Consider the following 15855-nt stretch of genomic DNA (forward strand, 5'->3'; position numbering starts at 1 on the left):
GAGGAGGCGCAATATCACCGTCCTGTCATTATTCTGCTTACGTCTTGCCCCCGCATTTTCCCCTGCCAAATAACGCAGTTAACACGCACATTGCCACCGTGCTAACCTGAGTAAGCCAGTATACACAGCGCTAGCGCACTGTGACTGGTTCAGGGCTGCGCCCCGAAACCCGCTAAGGTCAACGGCCTGACGCACCCGGTCGGGCTTGCCGGCTCCCGGCAGATGCCCACAGACAAGCTGTGTACCTCTCCGGGAGCTGCGTTAGACCTCCCCCCTAAATATTTTCACCGGAGGCCGTTTGAGTACAAAACGCGACAAGATGCTGACCATGTGGGTCACGCAGGATGAGCATCAGCAGCTGCTTGAACGCTGTGACGGCAAACAGCTGGCGGCGTGGATGCGGCAAATCTGTCTAGATACCCGACCGGCGCGGTCATCACGGCTGCCGTCCATCGATCCGGTTTTACTGCGTCAGCTCGCAGGCATGGGCAATAACCTTAACCAGATCGCCCGGAAAATTAACGGCGGTCAGTGGTCTGGTGCTGATCGGGTTCAGGTGGTGGCTGCGCTGATGGCCATCGATGCCGGCCTTGAACGGCTACGGCATACGGTGCGGGAGAACGGAGCTGACGATGATCGTTAAATTCCATCCGCGCGGGCGCGGAGGCGGCTGTGGGCCGGTGGATTATCTGCTGGGTAAAGACCGACAGCGTGACGGGGCGACGGTGCTGCAGGGCAAGCCGGAGGAAGTCCTGGAGCTGATTGATGCCTCACCGTATGCCAAGAAATACACTTCCGGGGTGCTATCGTTTGCCGAGAGTGACCTGGCGCCCGGACAGCGCGAAAAGCTGATGGAGAGTTTCGAGCGGGTTCTGATGCCCGGACTCGATAAAGACCAGTACAGCGTGCTGTGGGTGGAACACGCCGACAAAGGGCGGGTGGAGCTGAATTTCCTCATTCCGAACACCGAACTGCTGACCGGAAAACGTCTGCAGCCGTATTACGACCGAGCCGATCGCCCGCGTATCGATGCGTGGCAGACGGTGGTGAATGGCCGGCTGGGATTGCATGACCCGAACGACCCGGCAAACCGACGCGAGCTGGTCACGCCGTCGGCCCTGCCACAGGCGCTGCAGGAGGCTGTCAGAGCGATTACGCAGGGTTTAATGGTGTTAGCCTCGTCCGGGGAGCTTAAAACGCGGCAGGACGTGACTGAGGCGCTCACTGTGGCTGGTTTTGAGGTGGTACGTACCACGCGAAGCAGTATCAGCATTGCCAACCCGGACGGGGGACGAAATATCCGACTGAAAGGAGCCATCTATGAGCAGTCTTTTAACGCTGGCGCAGGACTTAGAGCAGAACTCGAAAGCGCAGCGGCAATCTACCAGCGAGATGCTGAAAGCCGCATTCAGCGAGCACGAAGCGTATGTAAATCAGGAACTGAGCGAAAGCGCGAAGCGAATCAACAGCGCTATCCTCGACCACGACCAGAAGCTGTCCTCCGCCATCAGCCAGAACACCAGAGGGATGCTGAAAACCATCGGGCGGACGTGGCTGATAATCGCCGGAGTGTCGTTCCTGCTGATCTGCACGAGCGGGAGCATTCTGTGGTGGCAGGGGCAGAAAATTCTCGACAACTACCAGGCCATCAGCGAGCAGAAAGATGCACTGTCGAAGCTGAACGCGCGAACGTGGGGCGTGACATACCGGGAGGACAGCAACGGACGTTTTCTGGTGCTGCCGTCGGGGATGAAAGGCGACACGAACTGGACGGTGAACGACGGGGCTATGAACGCAGTAAAACTGGTGCAGGAGTAGAGCTGAATGACGGAACTGGAAACGCAATTGTTGAGCGCATTCGAGCAACTGCAGCAGGATTACGCGCAGCAGCTGAGCGCGTGGGAAGCCGCCTCCTCGGAGTTGCAGAGGATGTTTGGCATTACGCAACGGGAGAACGCGGCGCTGAGCGAGCGTGTGTCGGACTTGAGCAGGCAGGTGCAGAGTTTAAGCGAGCAGCTGCGCCGCTTGTCCGTGAGATGAACACCATCGAGCAGCGGCAGGCACATGAACGGGCGCTGCAGCACGAGAAAACGCCGGAGCCGGAGCGACCGCTGCGACAAAAAGGTCTGGATGGTCCGTCGCTTTAACCAAACAGCCTGGACCAGAACCCTTTTTTTTGCGCCTGCTCCAGGCTTTCGCTGAGCTTTTTGATTTCTTCCCGCAGCTGGTTTTTCTCGTCCTCATGCTGCTGATTTTCTTTTTCCCGCAGCGTTTTGTCTTCCAGCATCAACGTGATGGCCTGTTTCATTTCAGCCAGCTCTTTCTGCATGGCTGTCAGTTGCTCGTGTGGGAAATTTTTCTGTGTATTTTCACGGTGTGAAATACTGGGAATTTGTTTCTCAGGTAAATTCACATTGCCGTATACGCGGATCAGTTCGGATACATCCACGACTGGGTTGTTTTTCCCGTCGCGTGACACGGTCACTTTACCTTGCTTTACATGGTTATATAGCGTTCTTCTGGTGATGCCGACTGCCTGTGCTGCCTGTGAAAGGTTGAGCAATGTTTTTGTCACTGTATACCCCTGATTTTTTCGTGTGTGAAAGGTGTATAATTTCTCACAGTCATTGTAGTGCCAATGTAACCCGAATTTCCTGCTGATAACGGGAAGCGCTGAACGCTATCAGTCGCTCCTGTCGATTTTTTTCTGTTCCAATCGTCTGGTGATTGTCGCGGTATTGCGACAAGTACAGTCAGTGGTTTCCGCTGCAGGCAGGTGATGCAATAGCGGTATCAGATAAAACAGGGGCAAGACGATGAAAGCATTAATGGCAATAGCGGCTGTGAAGGTGGTTGGACTGATACTGGAGGCGCTGATTTTTGCTATAGAGTCCGGTCTGCTCCGGCGGTGAATTGCAGAGCAGATCGGTGCTCAGGGGAAATTATTCCTGCAGGCCGTGATATCCGGCTTCTTTCTGGTGCCGGACTGTCAGGATCACTATCCGGTCCGTTTCCCGGTCGTGGCGATAGAGCATCACATAACCACTGTCGCCAAATCCGATCACCAGTTCCTGGTATTCCAGCGGGAGAAGAGAAACCGGACGGCCCATGTCCGGCTGCGTTTTCAGTTGCTGGATAGCCCGGATGATCACTTCACCGGCTTTTCTGGCCGCCAGCCGGTTTTTGGTTTTGAGAAAGTCCTGCAGGCGCTGTAAATCCCGCTGCGCCAGTGCGGAGACAATTACCTGTGGCATGGTGGAGCATCCTGCTCATTCTCAGTTCCCCAGGTATCTATCCACGCTTCCACCTCTTCGGCGCTCAGGTGCAGGCCGGTTTCCTGATAGTGCTGCCATGCGGCCTGTCCATCCCTCAGGTACTGGCTGCGCTTTTCTTCCCGGTCGATGTATTCGGTGATCGCTTCCAGCATCAGAGCATGAGCAGAGCGATGGCGGTCATCGGCAAGAGTTTTCAGGCGGTCTTTGAGTTCATCGTCAAGCCTGATGGATGTCGCTGCTGACATAAAATCACCTTTGTAGTCATGTGTAATACATATGACTACTTTAATTGGAGTCAGTGATATTTGCCAGAAATACGGCTTACGGTGCCCGTTTGCCGTCAAAACCGGACTCATGCACCTGGCTGCATAGCCATGCATCCGGGTATGATTTAGCCGGTGTGTTTCTGGCGGGTTTTCGGGTGGTTTGTTGCCGCTTTTACCTGTTATCCGTCAGAAACGCCCTGAGTGCGTTTTAGCGGTGCGTACAATGAGAGCTTTATGTTAAATGGTGCCGAAAAATTACTTTTTATCACCGTTACATGGGGTCGTATAAAACGAGAGATAAATAAGAGTGAGCCACAGAAGCTCGCAACTAAGAAAATGGAGGGCAACCCCTATGATAAAAAAGACAACTGACGCCTTAATCAGGGATTTAAATCACAACAACCGCTTGCTTGGGCGGATGAAGCGTGAAGGGATGGATAATGTTAGTGATACAGCGATTGTAAAACGAAGCATCACCGCCATCATTACCGAAATTTATATTCGGGGGCGTTAAGGCAAACAGGTCCGCCAGCTGCGGGCCTGTTTTGTTGGCGCGTGAAAGTATGCTGAAATACTGTTCAGGTTCTGTGATGTTTAAGTCTGGTGGGGGGTTCCTCTGCATTCTTTACACCAACTTTGAATCACCCGTTTATCAGGGTTTACCCTCCGGTAGCCAAAAAGACTCTCAATTTCAGCCTCTGATTTTGCTATTTTTTTACATCTCGGGCATACATGAATTTGTGGCGGAGGGGTCATGCTAGGTAATTGAATATTAATTATTTTTAACATCAATGGAGATATGTCATATACGTTTGTTAGCCCGATATCCAGTTTACCCTTTGACCTAACTCTTTTCCTGATTAGCTCCTTTTCTTCCAGTCTCTGAATTGTTCTCTGGATTGTTCTTCTGTCCTGACTCATGCGTTCTGATAACAGTTCTATCGACGGAAAGATCTTTGCTGAAGAACTGTGCATGAAGGAGATGAGGTGGATCAGTAAAACTAACTCAGAGTTGCTTAGTCCCAGCCTAGCTTGATTCTTAAGTAGCTCGTTCGGGATTGTTGTCCATCCTGAACCGAGGATAGTTCTTCCCCAGATAGAGAGAATTGTATTGGGTATTTCGGTGTTTTCTTTCTTAAGATCGTGGCTCATCATCGCAGCTTTTTTGAATCATTAATCATGATATAACTACTCTTACATACACTATATCATAGTGTATGTAAGAGTAGTTGTTATTAGGGTGGCGTTCACGCCACCCTAATTTTACCTAAAAGGTACGGCTTTTCGTGACTGGTCACGAGTACTGCTCTTAACATAAAAAGGCAGAGAGAACTTAGTTCTTTGCCATCACTCACCCAGAACATAGGACTCATATGTTGGCTCACGTAAATTCTTGCAGGGACGGAAGCAGTATCGAACGTCGTCGCGAGTACAAATCTCGTGCCGACGTTGTTCTGCTGTCCAGATCCCATAAAAATTCTTCTCAGGGAGCGGTAAAATTTGATTTACCACGCTCCGATGACGCTATTTTTGATATGCTATCGACTTATATGAAAAAGTAAGTCGATTGGCGGAAAATGGCGATACGATTCAATAAAGTAGTTCTTGCTAATGATTTTACCCACGGAGCACTAAATGAAGAGTGCTTCGTGGATCTGCCATTTATGGAAGAACACCATAGACAAGCGCTAGCAACCTTTATTGGCAGGGTTACGCGAGAAGAGCCTTTGCCAGGAAAAAATAAACCCTCTTGGTTAAACGATGATCAGGAAAAACTACCTGATACGGATGCCTACCAGGATGGAAATTACTGGCATTATCACTGTGGGCCTTACAATGATGCTACTCGCTTAAAATCAATGACATACAATCTATCCCTCAATCTTTCAGGGTTGACCTCTGCAGAGGTTATCCACTATCAAAAGATGGATGACGGTACGGTTTTTGTTGTCGGATTTTCGCCTAAACACCAACCATTTCCTGCTTCTGACAATAATAATCCGCTATTTTTGGAAGATGAGTAGGTTAGCAACGTACCTATTGATAATTTAATTACTGTTTTCTGCCTGTATCACTCTTTGATGAGTGAGCCCCTCTATAAAACTTCTGCAAGGTGTGTTCTTACTTACCCCTGTTTTCTATGACAGCATTGCCTTTCTATGGTACGTACAATTAGAGTGTTATGGTAAATCGACTGCATATAGGCATAAAAAAAAGCCCCGAAGGGCTTTTGCTCTAGATGTGCTGCTTCATCCAATCCCATGTGGTTTGCGGAAGCCATCCGGCATATTCTTTGGTTACACCAATCACAAGCAAGGTGTCATTATTGTCTAGATGCCTACGCAAACGATCCGACAGCTGTTGGGCTGTTTCCCTGGTTGATATTAGCCAGGTGGAATCTAAGGGGTGGCACCATCCCGGCGACTTTTTTAACTCGTCGTATAGCGCATTGTAGTTCTGACCTGCTTTATTCAGGTCATAAGAGACACAGTAAACTGACATAGAACCATCCTTTTTAATCAAATTTAGAACAGCCCGTTAGGGCTGCGATCACTAACTTTTCTTTTCGCGATTAATTGGAATTTTGAACATCCCGCCGTTCGGACGGGTGATTCGTTTGCCCTTTACTGTGATGTAAGGGCGAAAAATGTATGCCTGAGACTCTTCTGTCTGCATGTTGCATTCCTGTTTTTCGCCACATGAATGTTGATTTTTGCTATTAAAATTGTACTGTAGCAACCAACAAATCTAGTGGCTGGCTTGTAAAAGCACTTGAGGTGGTACTCAAGCGCCGCGTTTGTGTGTGGTTTGTTAGGGTTAGTTCTGGTGGTACAGGCTAACCCAATCATTTTTCCTTCCTTACCCCCTTAAACGGGTTTCCGTCTTGTTTTACATCCATAATTCTACCTGTCGTAGAATCTCGCTTTGCCCATAGCCCTGCCGGGGTCTGGAACTGAGAGCGTTGCTTTACTGCGCCAATGCGATGTCCATCGCCGTATGGTTTGTTCGTTGCCATTTTAGTCATTCTCCTATCGGGAAATGTGCTATTGTTATGCTCATGATAAGTGATCTTGAAGATGAGTACAACTTTTGATCGGTGTAATAATTCCTAGGATTGCTATCTTATGAAAAACATTAGAAATCAGAATTTTATAGATGACAGGCTCTGGCACATAGAGTGGCTTTTAATGATGAGAGGCTGGTTATCCCGCATAGACTTAATGGATAAGTTTGGGATTAAAGGTGCTGCAGCTAGCCGTGATATCAAAAGATACAAGGAGCAAAGTGGTGATAATTTATATTTAGATCATAGGGTTAAGAGGTATGTTGCCGATTTCGATAAATTTAAGCCAATTTATGAAGCCTCTGAGGATCTGATTTTTTCAAAGCTTACCGATCTGGATGAATCCCGGTTTTTAGGTGCTGGCTATCCCTTGATTGAAACTATCCCGAGTCTGGCTGAAATAAATCCGAAGGATATAACCAGCATAACCCGTGCGATTCTGAATATGAATGTGCTGAACATATCCTATTACTCTATGACTTCAGGGGCTTCAGAGAAGAAAATCGTCCCTCACTCGATGTTCTACAACGACCTTAAAACATACGTCCGTTGTTATGATCTTGGAAGATGCAAGTTTTTAGATCTTGTCGTAGGACGAATTCAGGAGATTTTTGGGGAAGATGGCTCTGCGCCTGCGGAATGTCTGAGAGAATTTGATGATGACTGGAATACATATATTTCTTTAGAACTGGTTGTTCATCCTCGGGTTCAGCATAAGAAAGCCATTGAAAGTGATATGCAAATGACTGACGGTGTAAAATTGGTTGAGGTTAGAAAATCGCTGGCTCATTACTGGCTACGCCGATGGTGTGTAGATTGTTCGGCAACCGCCAGCATGACTGATAAATCGTTCCAGCTCCACTTGCGGAATTCCAGTGTCATTAAAGGCGTGAATGGTGCTTTCCCTGGAGTTAACAACCATATCGACTAACTGGTTTTCCCATCTTAAATGGCGATAGCTGCTGTCCATTAAATAATGATGTATTCGTCGATCTGGAAAGGATCTCCTTGAGATCCTTTTTTTCTGCGCGTAATCTCTTGCCCTGTAAACGAAAAAACCACCTGGGGAGGTGGTTTGATCGAAGGTTAAGTCAGTTGGGGAACTGCTTAACCAGGTAACTGTCTTGTGCGAGACGAGTCACCAAAACTGTTCTTTCAGTGTAGCCGCAGTCAGGCCACCACTTCAAGCACTCTCTAAATCTCTCGCACATCATCAGTTACCAATGGCTGCTGCCAGTGGCGTTTTTGCGTGTCTTTCCGGGTTGGACTCAAGTTGATAGTTACCGGAACGGGCGCAGCAGTCGGGCTGAACGGGGGGTTCGTGCACACAGCCCAGCTTGGAGCGAACGACCTACACCGAGCCGAGATACCAGCAGCGTAAGCTATGAGAAAGCGCCACGCTTCCCGAAGGGAAAAAGGCGGGACAGGTATCCGGTAGGCGGCAGGGTCGGAACAGGAGAGCGCGCGAGGGAGCCGCCGGCGAGAAATCACCGGCATCTTTAAGTCCTGTCGGGTTTCGTCTTCCACTGATTTGAGCGTCCATTTGTGATACTCGTCAGGGGAGGCGGAGCCTATGAAAAAACGGGTTCCCCGCGGCCTTTGCCCTGCTTTTCTTTTTCACGCCACACTCCCTGTTTATCTTTGCGTGAGAGTACGCAGCGCCCGCCGCAGTCTCACGTCCGGAGCATCGCGACCGAGTGAGCGAGGAGGCGCAATATCACCGTCCTGTCATTATTCTGCTTACGTCTTGCCCCCGCATTTTCCCCTGCCAAATAACGCAGTTAACACGCACATTGCCACCGTGCTAACCTGAGTAAGCCAGTATACACAGCGCTAGCGCACTGTGACTGGTTCAGGGCTGCGCCCCGAAACCCGCTAAGGTCAACGGCCTGACGCACCCGGTCGGGCTTGCCGGCTCCCGGCAGATGCCCACAGACAAGCTGTGTACCTCTCCGGGAGCTGCGTTAGACCTCCCCCCCTAAATATTTTCACCGGAGGCCGTTTGAGTACAAAACGCGACAAGATGCTGACCATGTGGGTCACGCAGGATGAGCATCAGCAGCTGCTTGAACGCTGTGACGGCAAACAGCTGGCGGCGTGGATGCGGCAAATCTGTCTAGATACCCGACCGGCGCGGTCATCACGGCTGCCGTCCATCGATCCGGTTTTACTGCGTCAGCTCGCAGGCATGGGCAATAACCTTAACCAGATCGCCCGGAAAATTAACGGCGGTCAGTGGTCTGGTGCTGATCGGGTTCAGGTGGTGGCTGCGCTGATGGCCATCGATGCCGGCCTTGAACGGCTACGGCATACGGTGCGGGAGAACGGAGCTGACGATGATCGTTAAATTCCATCCGCGCGGGCGCGGAGGCGGCTGTGGGCCGGTGGATTATCTGCTGGGTAAAGACCGACAGCGTGACGGGGCGACGGTGCTGCAGGGCAAGCCGGAGGAAGTCCTGGAGCTGATTGATGCCTCACCGTATGCCAAGAAATACACTTCCGGGGTGCTATCGTTTGCCGAGAGTGACCTGGCGCCCGGACAGCGCGAAAAGCTGATGGAGAGTTTCGAGCGGGTTCTGATGCCCGGACTCGATAAAGACCAGTACAGCGTGCTGTGGGTGGAACACGCCGACAAAGGGCGGGTGGAGCTGAATTTCCTCATTCCGAACACCGAACTGCTGACCGGAAAACGTCTGCAGCCGTATTACGACCGAGCCGATCGCCCGCGTATCGATGCGTGGCAGACGGTGGTGAATGGCCGGCTGGGATTGCATGACCCGAACGACCCGGCAAACCGACGCGAGCTGGTCACGCCGTCGGCCCTGCCACAGGCGCTGCAGGAGGCTGTCAGAGCGATTACGCAGGGTTTAATGGTGTTAGCCTCGTCCGGGGAGCTTAAAACGCGGCAGGACGTGACTGAGGCGCTCACTGTGGCTGGTTTTGAGGTGGTACGTACCACGCGAAGCAGTATCAGCATTGCCAACCCGGACGGGGGACGAAATATCCGACTGAAAGGAGCCATCTATGAGCAGTCTTTTAACGCTGGCGCAGGACTTAGAGCAGAACTCGAAAGCGCAGCGGCAATCTACCAGCGAGATGCTGAAAGCCGCATTCAGCGAGCACGAAGCGTATGTAAATCAGGAACTGAGCGAAAGCGCGAAGCGAATCAACAGCGCTATCCTCGACCACGACCAGAAGCTGTCCTCCGCCATCAGCCAGAACACCAGAGGGATGCTGAAAACCATCGGGCGGACGTGGCTGATAATCGCCGGAGTGTCGTTCCTGCTGATCTGCACGAGCGGGAGCATTCTGTGGTGGCAGGGGCAGAAAATTCTCGACAACTACCAGGCCATCAGCGAGCAGAAAGATGCACTGTCGAAGCTGAACGCGCGAACGTGGGGCGTGACATACCGGGAGGACAGCAACGGACGTTTTCTGGTGCTGCCGTCGGGGATGAAAGGCGACACGAACTGGACGGTGAACGACGGGGCTATGAACGCAGTAAAACTGGTGCAGGAGTAGAGCTGAATGACGGAACTGGAAACGCAATTGTTGAGCGCATTCGAGCAACTGCAGCAGGATTACGCGCAGCAGCTGAGCGCGTGGGAAGCCGCCTCCTCGGAGTTGCAGAGGATGTTTGGCATTACGCAACGGGAGAACGCGGCGCTGAGCGAGCGTGTGTCGGACTTGAGCAGGCAGGTGCAGAGTTTAAGCGAGCAGCTGCGCCGCTTGTCCGTGAGATGAACACCATCGAGCAGCGGCAGGCACATGAACGGGCGCTGCAGCACGAGAAAACGCCGGAGCCGGAGCGACCGCTGCGACAAAAAGGTCTGGATGGTCCGTCGCTTTAACCAAACAGCCTGGACCAGAACCCTTTTTTTTGCGCCTGCTCCAGGCTTTCGCTGAGCTTTTTGATTTCTTCCCGCAGCTGGTTTTTCTCGTCCTCATGCTGCTGATTTTCTTTTTCCCGCAGCGTTTTGTCTTCCAGCATCAACGTGATGGCCTGTTTCATTTCAGCCAGCTCTTTCTGCATGGCTGTCAGTTGCTCGTGTGGGAAATTTTTCTGTGTATTTTCACGGTGTGAAATACTGGGAATTTGTTTCTCAGGTAAATTCACATTGCCGTATACGCGGATCAGTTCGGATACATCCACGACTGGGTTGTTTTTCCCGTCGCGTGACACGGTCACTTTACCTTGCTTTACATGGTTATATAGCGTTCTTCTGGTGATGCCGACTGCCTGTGCTGCCTGTGAAAGGTTGAGCAATGTTTTTGTCACTGTATACCCCTGATTTTTTCGTGTGTGAAAGGTGTATAATTTCTCACAGTCATTGTAGTGCCAATGTAACCCGAATTTCCTGCTGATAACGGGAAGCGCTGAACGCTATCAGTCGCTCCTGTCGATTTTTTTCTGTTCCAATCGTCTGGTGATTGTCGCGGTATTGCGACAAGTACAGTCAGTGGTTTCCGCTGCAGGCAGGTGATGCAATAGCGGTATCAGATAAAACAGGGGCAAGACGATGAAAGCATTAATGGCAATAGCGGCTGTGAAGGTGGTTGGACTGATACTGGAGGCGCTGATTTTTGCTATAGAGTCCGGTCTGCTCCGGCGGTGAATTGCAGAGCAGATCGGTGCTCAGGGGAAATTATTCCTGCAGGCCGTGATATCCGGCTTCTTTCTGGTGCCGGACTGTCAGGATCACTATCCGGTCCGTTTCCCGGTCGTGGCGATAGAGCATCACATAACCACTGTCGCCAAATCCGATCACCAGTTCCTGGTATTCCAGCGGGAGAAGAGAAACCGGACGGCCCATGTCCGGCTGCGTTTTCAGTTGCTGGATAGCCCGGATGATCACTTCACCGGCTTTTCTGGCCGCCAGCCGGTTTTTGGTTTTGAGAAAGTCCTGCAGGCGCTGTAAATCCCGCTGCGCCAGTGCGGAGACAATTACCTGTGGCATGGTGGAGCATCCTGCTCATTCTCAGTTCCCCAGGTATCTATCCACGCTTCCACCTCTTCGGCGCTCAGGTGCAGGCCGGTTTCCTGATAGTGCTGCCATGCGGCCTGTCCATCCCTCAGGTACTGGCTGCGCTTTTCTTCCCGGTCGATGTATTCGGTGATCGCTTCCAGCATCAGAGCATGAGCAGAGCGATGGCGGTCATCGGCAAGAGTTTTCAGGCGGTCTTTGAGTTCATCGTCAAGCCTGATGGATGTCGCTGCTGACATAAAATCACCTTTGTAGTCATGTGTAATACATATGACTACTTTAATTGGAGTCAGTGATATTTGCCAGAAATACGGCTTACGGTGCCCGTTTGCCGTCAAAACCGGACTCATGCACCTGGCTGCATAGCCATGCATCCGGGTATGATTTAGCCGGTGTGTTTCTGGCGGGTTTTCGGGTGGTTTGTTGCCGCTTTTACCTGTTATCCGTCAGAAACGCCCTGAGTGCGTTTTAGCGGTGCGTACAATGAGAGCTTTATGTTAAATGGTGCCGAAAAATTACTTTTTATCACCGTTACATGGGGTCGTATAAAACGAGAGATAAATAAGAGTGAGCCACAGAAGCTCGCAACTAAGAAAATGGAGGGCAACCCCTATGATAAAAAAGACAACTGACGCCTTAATCAGGGATTTAAATCACAACAACCGCTTGCTTGGGCGGATGAAGCGTGAAGGGATGGATAATGTTAGTGATACAGCGATTGTAAAACGAAGCATCACCGCCATCATTACCGAAATTTATATTCGGGGGCGTTAAGGCAAACAGGTCCGCCAGCTGCGGGCCTGTTTTGTTGGCGCGTGAAAGTATGCTGAAATACTGTTCAGGTTCTGTGATGTTTAAGTCTGGTGGGGGGTTCCTCTGCATTCTTTACACCAACTTTGAATCACCCGTTTATCAGGGTTTACCCTCCGGTAGCCAAAAAGACTCTCAATTTCAGCCTCTGATTTTGCTATTTTTTTACATCTCGGGCATACATGAATTTGTGGCGGAGGGGTCATGCTAGGTAATTGAATATTAATTATTTTTAACATCAATGGAGATATGTCATATACGTTTGTTAGCCCGATATCCAGTTTACCCTTTGACCTAACTCTTTTCCTGATTAGCTCCTTTTCTTCCAGTCTCTGAATTGTTCTCTGGATTGTTCTTCTGTCCTGACTCATGCGTTCTGATAACAGTTCTATCGACGGAAAGATCTTTGCTGAAGAACTGTGCATGAAGGAGATGAGGTGGATCAGTAAAACTAACTCAGAGTTGCTTAGTCCCAGCCTAGCTTGATTCTTAAGTAGCTCGTTCGGGATTGTTGTCCATCCTGAACCGAGGATAGTTCTTCCCCAGATAGAGAGAATTGTATTGGGTATTTCGGTGTTTTCTTTCTTAAGATCGTGGCTCATCATCGCAGCTTTTTTGAATCATTAATCATGATATAACTACTCTTACATACACTATATCATAGTGTATGTAAGAGTAGTTGTTATTAGGGTGGCGTTCACGCCACCCTAATTTTACCTAAAAGGTACGGCTTTTCGTGACTGGTCACGAGTACTGCTCTTAACATAAAAAGGCAGAGAGAACTTAGTTCTTTGCCATCACTCACCCAGAACATAGGACTCATATGTTGGCTCACGTAAATTCTTGCAGGGACGGAAGCAGTATCGAACGTCGTCGCGAGTACAAATCTCGTGCCGACGTTGTTCTGCTGTCCAGATCCCATAAAAATTCTTCTCAGGGAGCGGTAAAATTTGATTTACCACGCTCCGATGACGCTATTTTTGATATGCTATCGACTTATATGAAAAAGTAAGTCGATTGGCGGAAAATGGCGATACGATTCAATAAAGTAGTTCTTGCTAATGATTTTACCCACGGAGCACTAAATGAAGAGTGCTTCGTGGATCTGCCATTTATGGAAGAACACCATAGACAAGCGCTAGCAACCTTTATTGGCAGGGTTACGCGAGAAGAGCCTTTGCCAGGAAAAAATAAACCCTCTTGGTTAAACGATGATCAGGAAAAACTACCTGATACGGATGCCTACCAGGATGGAAATTACTGGCATTATCACTGTGGGCCTTACAATGATGCTACTCGCTTAAAATCAATGACATACAATCTATCCCTCAATCTTTCAGGGTTGACCTCTGCAGAGGTTATCCACTATCAAAAGATGGATGACGGTACGGTTTTTGTTGTCGGATTTTCGCCTAAACACCAACCATTTCCTGCTTCTGACAATAATAATCCGCTATTTTTGGAAGATGAGTAGGTTAGCAACGTACCTATTGATAATTTAATTACTGTTTTCTGCCTGTATCACTCTTTGATGAGTGAGCCCCTCTATAAAACTTCTGCAAGGTGTGTTCTTACTTACCCCTGTTTTCTATGACAGCATTGCCTTTCTATGGTACGTACAATTAGAGTGTTATGGTAAATCGACTGCATATAGGCATAAAAAAAAGCCCCGAAGGGCTTTTGCTCTAGATGTGCTGCTTCATCCAATCCCATGTGGTTTGCGGAAGCCATCCGGCATATTCTTTGGTTACACCAATCACAAGCAAGGTGTCATTATTGTCTAGATGCCTACGCAAACGATCCGACAGCTGTTGGGCTGTTTCCCTGGTTGATATTAGCCAGGTGGAATCTAAGGGGTGGCACCATCCCGGCGACTTTTTTAACTCGTCGTATAGCGCATTGTAGTTCTGACCTGCTTTATTCAGGTCATAAGAGACACAGTAAACTGACATAGAACCATCCTTTTTAATCAAATTTAGAACAGCCCGTTAGGGCTGCGATCACTAACTTTTCTTTTCGCGATTAATTGGAATTTTGAACATCCCGCCGTTCGGACGGGTGATTCGTTTGCCCTTTACTGTGATGTAAGGGCGAAAAATGTATGCCTGAGACTCTTCTGTCTGCATGTTGCATTCCTGTTTTTCGCCACATGAATGTTGATTTTTGCTATTAAAATTGTACTGTAGCAACCAACAAATCTAGTGGCTGGCTTGTAAAAGCACTTGAGGTGGTACTCAAGCGCCGCGTTTGTGTGTGGTTTGTTAGGGTTAGTTCTGGTGGTACAGGCTAACCCAATCATTTTTCCTTCCTTACCCCCTTAAACGGGTTTCCGTCTTGTTTTACATCCATAATTCTACCTGTCGTAGAATCTCGCTTTGCCCATAGCCCTGCCGGGGTCTGGAACTGAGAGCGTTGCTTTACTGCGCCAATGCGATGTCCATCGCCGTATGGTTTGTTCGTTGCCATTTTAGTCATTCTCCTATCGGGAAATGTGCTATTGTTATGCTCATGATAAGTGATCTTGAAGATGAGTACAACTTTTGATCGGTGTAATAATTCCTAGGATTGCTATCTTATGAAAAACATTAGAAATCAGAATTTTATAGATGACAGGCTCTGGCACATAGAGTGGCTTTTAATGATGAGAGGCTGGTTATCCCGCATAGACTTAATGGATAAGTTTGGGATTAAAGGTGCTGCAGCTAGCCGTGATATCAAAAGATACAAGGAGCAAAGTGGTGATAATTTATATTTAGATCATAGGGTTAAGAGGTATGTTGCCGATTTCGATAAATTTAAGCCAATTTATGAAGCCTCTGAGGATCTGATTTTTTCAAAGCTTACCGATCTGGATGAATCCCGGTTTTTAGGTGCTGGCTATCCCTTGATTGAAACTATCCCGAGTCTGGCTGAAATAAATCCGAAGGATATAACCAGCATAACCCGTGCGATTCTGAATATGAATGTGCTGAACATATCCTATTACTCTATGACTTCAGGGGCTTCAGAGAAGAAAATCGTCCCTCACTCGATGTTCTACAACGACCTTAAAACATACGTCCGTTGTTATGATCTTGGAAGATGCAAGTTTTTAGATCTTGTCGTAGGACGAATTCAGGAGATTTTTGGGGAAGATGGCTCTGCGCCTGCGGAATGTCTGAGAGAATTTGATGATGACTGGAATACATATATTTCTTTAGAACTGGTTGTTCATCCTCGGGTTCAGCATAAGAAAGCCATTGAAAGTGATATGCAAATGACTGACGGTGTAAAATTGGTTGAGGTTAGAAAATCGCTGGCTCATTACTGGCTACGCCGATGGTGTGTAGATTGTTCGGCAACCGCCAGCATGACTGATAAATCGTTCCAGCTCCACTTGCGGAATTCCAGTGTCATTAAAGGCGTGAATGGTGCTTTCCCTGGAGTTAACAACCATATCGACTAACTGGTTTTCC

General features: G+C 49.0%; 18 protein-coding genes. 10 read left to right on the forward strand and 8 right to left on the reverse strand.

The features are described 5' to 3' along the window. Nucleotides 1-319 precede the first annotated feature (319 nt). Together E1B03_RS00005 and mbeA (E1B03_RS26635) are read left to right on the forward strand one after the other, a co-directional pair. Nucleotides 320-643 (forward strand): MobC family plasmid mobilization relaxosome protein, encoded by a 324-nt coding sequence (locus E1B03_RS00005; protein WP_207949448.1) that lies wholly within the window; start codon nucleotides 320-322, stop codon nucleotides 641-643. After that, a complete protein-coding gene (gene mbeA / locus E1B03_RS26635) occupies nucleotides 633-2147 on the forward strand; it encodes a plasmid mobilization relaxase MbeA (RefSeq protein WP_133085516.1) in 1515 nt (504 codons plus the stop codon). The genes E1B03_RS00005 and mbeA (E1B03_RS26635) overlap by 11 nt, the downstream gene beginning before the upstream one ends. On the opposite strand, the gene E1B03_RS00015 is transcribed toward mbeA (E1B03_RS26635), so the two are convergent. The 3 genes from E1B03_RS00015 to E1B03_RS00025 form a co-directional block, all read right to left on the reverse strand. Then, on the reverse strand, nucleotides 2144-2575 hold the full coding sequence (locus E1B03_RS00015) for a hypothetical protein (RefSeq protein ID WP_133085517.1): 432 nt from the start codon (nucleotides 2573-2575) through the stop codon (nucleotides 2144-2146). The two genes, mbeA (E1B03_RS26635) and E1B03_RS00015, sit on opposite strands and share 4 nt — an antisense overlap. Nucleotides 2576-2942: 367 nt before the next feature. After that, entirely contained in the window at nucleotides 2943-3254 is a 312-nt protein-coding gene (locus E1B03_RS00020) for a type II toxin-antitoxin system RelE/ParE family toxin (protein WP_015059150.1), read from the reverse strand. Beyond that, complete coding sequence (locus E1B03_RS00025) at nucleotides 3242-3520, reverse strand: CopG family ribbon-helix-helix protein (RefSeq protein WP_014542884.1); 279 nt, start codon at nucleotides 3518-3520, stop codon at nucleotides 3242-3244. The genes E1B03_RS00020 and E1B03_RS00025 overlap by 13 nt, the downstream gene beginning before the upstream one ends. Before the next feature lie 373 nt (nucleotides 3521-3893). On the opposite strand from E1B03_RS00025, the gene E1B03_RS26150 reads away from it, so the two are divergent. Then, complete coding sequence (locus E1B03_RS26150; protein ID WP_157944930.1) at nucleotides 3894-4055, forward strand: hypothetical protein; 162 nt, start codon at nucleotides 3894-3896, stop codon at nucleotides 4053-4055. Between the two features lie 80 nt (nucleotides 4056-4135). Here the strand turns inward: E1B03_RS26150 and E1B03_RS00030 are convergent, their stop codons facing one another. Continuing rightward, nucleotides 4136-4696, reverse strand: coding sequence for a helix-turn-helix domain-containing protein (locus E1B03_RS00030; protein WP_105277857.1), 561 nt, complete (start codon nucleotides 4694-4696; stop codon nucleotides 4136-4138). A 422-nt stretch (nucleotides 4697-5118) separates the two neighbouring features. Here E1B03_RS00030 and E1B03_RS00035 point away from each other — a divergent pair, with 422 nt between their 5' ends. The 4 genes from E1B03_RS00035 (at nucleotide 5119) to mbeA (E1B03_RS26640) (ending at nucleotide 10456) form a co-directional block, all read left to right on the forward strand. Next, entirely contained in the window at nucleotides 5119-5565 is a 447-nt protein-coding gene (locus E1B03_RS00035; protein ID WP_105277859.1) for a hypothetical protein, read from the forward strand. Nucleotides 5566-6666: 1101 nt separating this feature from the next. Then, nucleotides 6667-7536 (forward strand): WYL domain-containing protein, encoded by an 870-nt coding sequence (locus E1B03_RS00045; RefSeq protein WP_105277862.1) that lies wholly within the window; start codon nucleotides 6667-6669, stop codon nucleotides 7534-7536. A 1092-nt stretch (nucleotides 7537-8628) separates the two neighbouring features. Then, nucleotides 8629-8952, forward strand: a complete 324-nt coding sequence (locus E1B03_RS00055; RefSeq protein ID WP_207949448.1) for a MobC family plasmid mobilization relaxosome protein — start codon at nucleotides 8629-8631, stop codon at nucleotides 8950-8952. Next, a complete protein-coding gene (gene mbeA, locus E1B03_RS26640; protein WP_133085516.1) occupies nucleotides 8942-10456 on the forward strand; it encodes a plasmid mobilization relaxase MbeA in 1515 nt (504 codons plus the stop codon). The genes E1B03_RS00055 and mbeA (E1B03_RS26640) overlap by 11 nt, the downstream gene beginning before the upstream one ends. Here mbeA (E1B03_RS26640) and E1B03_RS00065 read toward each other — a convergent pair. The 3 genes from E1B03_RS00065 to E1B03_RS00075 all read right to left on the reverse strand — a co-directional run bounded on the left by E1B03_RS00065 (nucleotide 10453) and on the right by E1B03_RS00075 (nucleotide 11829). Further along, nucleotides 10453-10884 carry a hypothetical protein gene (locus E1B03_RS00065; protein ID WP_133085517.1) on the reverse strand — a complete coding sequence of 144 codons (432 nt, stop codon included), beginning with the start codon at nucleotides 10882-10884 and terminating at the stop codon, nucleotides 10453-10455. The genes mbeA (E1B03_RS26640) and E1B03_RS00065 overlap by 4 nt on opposite strands. 367 nt (nucleotides 10885-11251) lie before the next feature. Continuing rightward, complete coding sequence (locus E1B03_RS00070) at nucleotides 11252-11563, reverse strand: type II toxin-antitoxin system RelE/ParE family toxin (protein ID WP_015059150.1); 312 nt, start codon at nucleotides 11561-11563, stop codon at nucleotides 11252-11254. Continuing rightward, nucleotides 11551-11829, reverse strand: coding sequence for a CopG family ribbon-helix-helix protein (locus E1B03_RS00075; protein WP_014542884.1), 279 nt, complete (start codon nucleotides 11827-11829; stop codon nucleotides 11551-11553). The genes E1B03_RS00070 and E1B03_RS00075 overlap by 13 nt, the downstream gene beginning before the upstream one ends. Before the next feature lie 373 nt (nucleotides 11830-12202). Here E1B03_RS00075 and E1B03_RS26170 point away from each other — a divergent pair, with 373 nt between their 5' ends. Continuing rightward, nucleotides 12203-12364 carry a hypothetical protein gene (locus tag E1B03_RS26170; protein WP_157944930.1) on the forward strand — a complete coding sequence of 54 codons (162 nt, stop codon included), beginning with the start codon at nucleotides 12203-12205 and terminating at the stop codon, nucleotides 12362-12364. A gap of 80 nt (nucleotides 12365-12444) precedes the next feature. Here the strand turns inward: E1B03_RS26170 and E1B03_RS00080 are convergent, their stop codons facing one another. Continuing rightward, nucleotides 12445-13005, reverse strand: a complete 561-nt coding sequence (locus E1B03_RS00080; protein ID WP_105277857.1) for a helix-turn-helix domain-containing protein — start codon at nucleotides 13003-13005, stop codon at nucleotides 12445-12447. 422 nt (nucleotides 13006-13427) lie between these two features. On the opposite strand from E1B03_RS00080, the gene E1B03_RS00085 reads away from it, so the two are divergent. Both E1B03_RS00085 and E1B03_RS00095 read left to right on the forward strand, forming a co-directional pair. Beyond that, nucleotides 13428-13874 carry a hypothetical protein gene (locus tag E1B03_RS00085; protein WP_105277859.1) on the forward strand — a complete coding sequence of 149 codons (447 nt, stop codon included), beginning with the start codon at nucleotides 13428-13430 and terminating at the stop codon, nucleotides 13872-13874. A 1101-nt stretch (nucleotides 13875-14975) separates the two neighbouring features. Beyond that, nucleotides 14976-15845 carry a WYL domain-containing protein gene (locus E1B03_RS00095; RefSeq protein ID WP_105277862.1) on the forward strand — a complete coding sequence of 290 codons (870 nt, stop codon included), beginning with the start codon at nucleotides 14976-14978 and terminating at the stop codon, nucleotides 15843-15845. The last annotated feature ends 10 nt before the right edge of the window (nucleotides 15846-15855 follow it).

Origin of the sequence: Citrobacter arsenatis (assembly GCF_004353845.1) — a bacterium.
GTDB classification, from domain to species: Bacteria; Pseudomonadota; Gammaproteobacteria; order Enterobacterales; family Enterobacteriaceae; genus Citrobacter; species Citrobacter arsenatis.

What these genes read in the sequence shown, in the direction of transcription:
- E1B03_RS00005 (WP_207949448.1), top strand. Translation starts at nt 320, where the DNA reads ATGCTGACCATGTGGGTCACGCAGGATGAGCATCAGCAGCTGCTTGAA.
- mbeA (WP_133085516.1), top strand. Translation starts at nt 633, where the DNA reads ATGATCGTTAAATTCCATCCGCGCGGGCGCGGAGGCGGCTGTGGGCCG.
- E1B03_RS00020 (WP_015059150.1), bottom strand. Translation starts at nt 3,254, where the DNA reads ATGCCACAGGTAATTGTCTCCGCACTGGCGCAGCGGGATTTACAGCGC.
- E1B03_RS00025 (WP_014542884.1), bottom strand. Translation starts at nt 3,520, where the DNA reads ATGTCAGCAGCGACATCCATCAGGCTTGACGATGAACTCAAAGACCGC.
- E1B03_RS26150 (WP_157944930.1), top strand. Translation starts at nt 3,894, where the DNA reads ATGATAAAAAAGACAACTGACGCCTTAATCAGGGATTTAAATCACAAC.
- E1B03_RS00030 (WP_105277857.1), bottom strand. Translation starts at nt 4,696, where the DNA reads ATGATGAGCCACGATCTTAAGAAAGAAAACACCGAAATACCCAATACA.
- E1B03_RS00035 (WP_105277859.1), top strand. Translation starts at nt 5,119, where the DNA reads ATGGCGATACGATTCAATAAAGTAGTTCTTGCTAATGATTTTACCCAC.
- E1B03_RS00045 (WP_105277862.1), top strand. Translation starts at nt 6,667, where the DNA reads ATGAAAAACATTAGAAATCAGAATTTTATAGATGACAGGCTCTGGCAC.
- E1B03_RS00055 (WP_207949448.1), top strand. Translation starts at nt 8,629, where the DNA reads ATGCTGACCATGTGGGTCACGCAGGATGAGCATCAGCAGCTGCTTGAA.
- mbeA (WP_133085516.1), top strand. Translation starts at nt 8,942, where the DNA reads ATGATCGTTAAATTCCATCCGCGCGGGCGCGGAGGCGGCTGTGGGCCG.
- E1B03_RS00070 (WP_015059150.1), bottom strand. Translation starts at nt 11,563, where the DNA reads ATGCCACAGGTAATTGTCTCCGCACTGGCGCAGCGGGATTTACAGCGC.
- E1B03_RS00075 (WP_014542884.1), bottom strand. Translation starts at nt 11,829, where the DNA reads ATGTCAGCAGCGACATCCATCAGGCTTGACGATGAACTCAAAGACCGC.
- E1B03_RS26170 (WP_157944930.1), top strand. Translation starts at nt 12,203, where the DNA reads ATGATAAAAAAGACAACTGACGCCTTAATCAGGGATTTAAATCACAAC.
- E1B03_RS00080 (WP_105277857.1), bottom strand. Translation starts at nt 13,005, where the DNA reads ATGATGAGCCACGATCTTAAGAAAGAAAACACCGAAATACCCAATACA.
- E1B03_RS00085 (WP_105277859.1), top strand. Translation starts at nt 13,428, where the DNA reads ATGGCGATACGATTCAATAAAGTAGTTCTTGCTAATGATTTTACCCAC.
- E1B03_RS00095 (WP_105277862.1), top strand. Translation starts at nt 14,976, where the DNA reads ATGAAAAACATTAGAAATCAGAATTTTATAGATGACAGGCTCTGGCAC.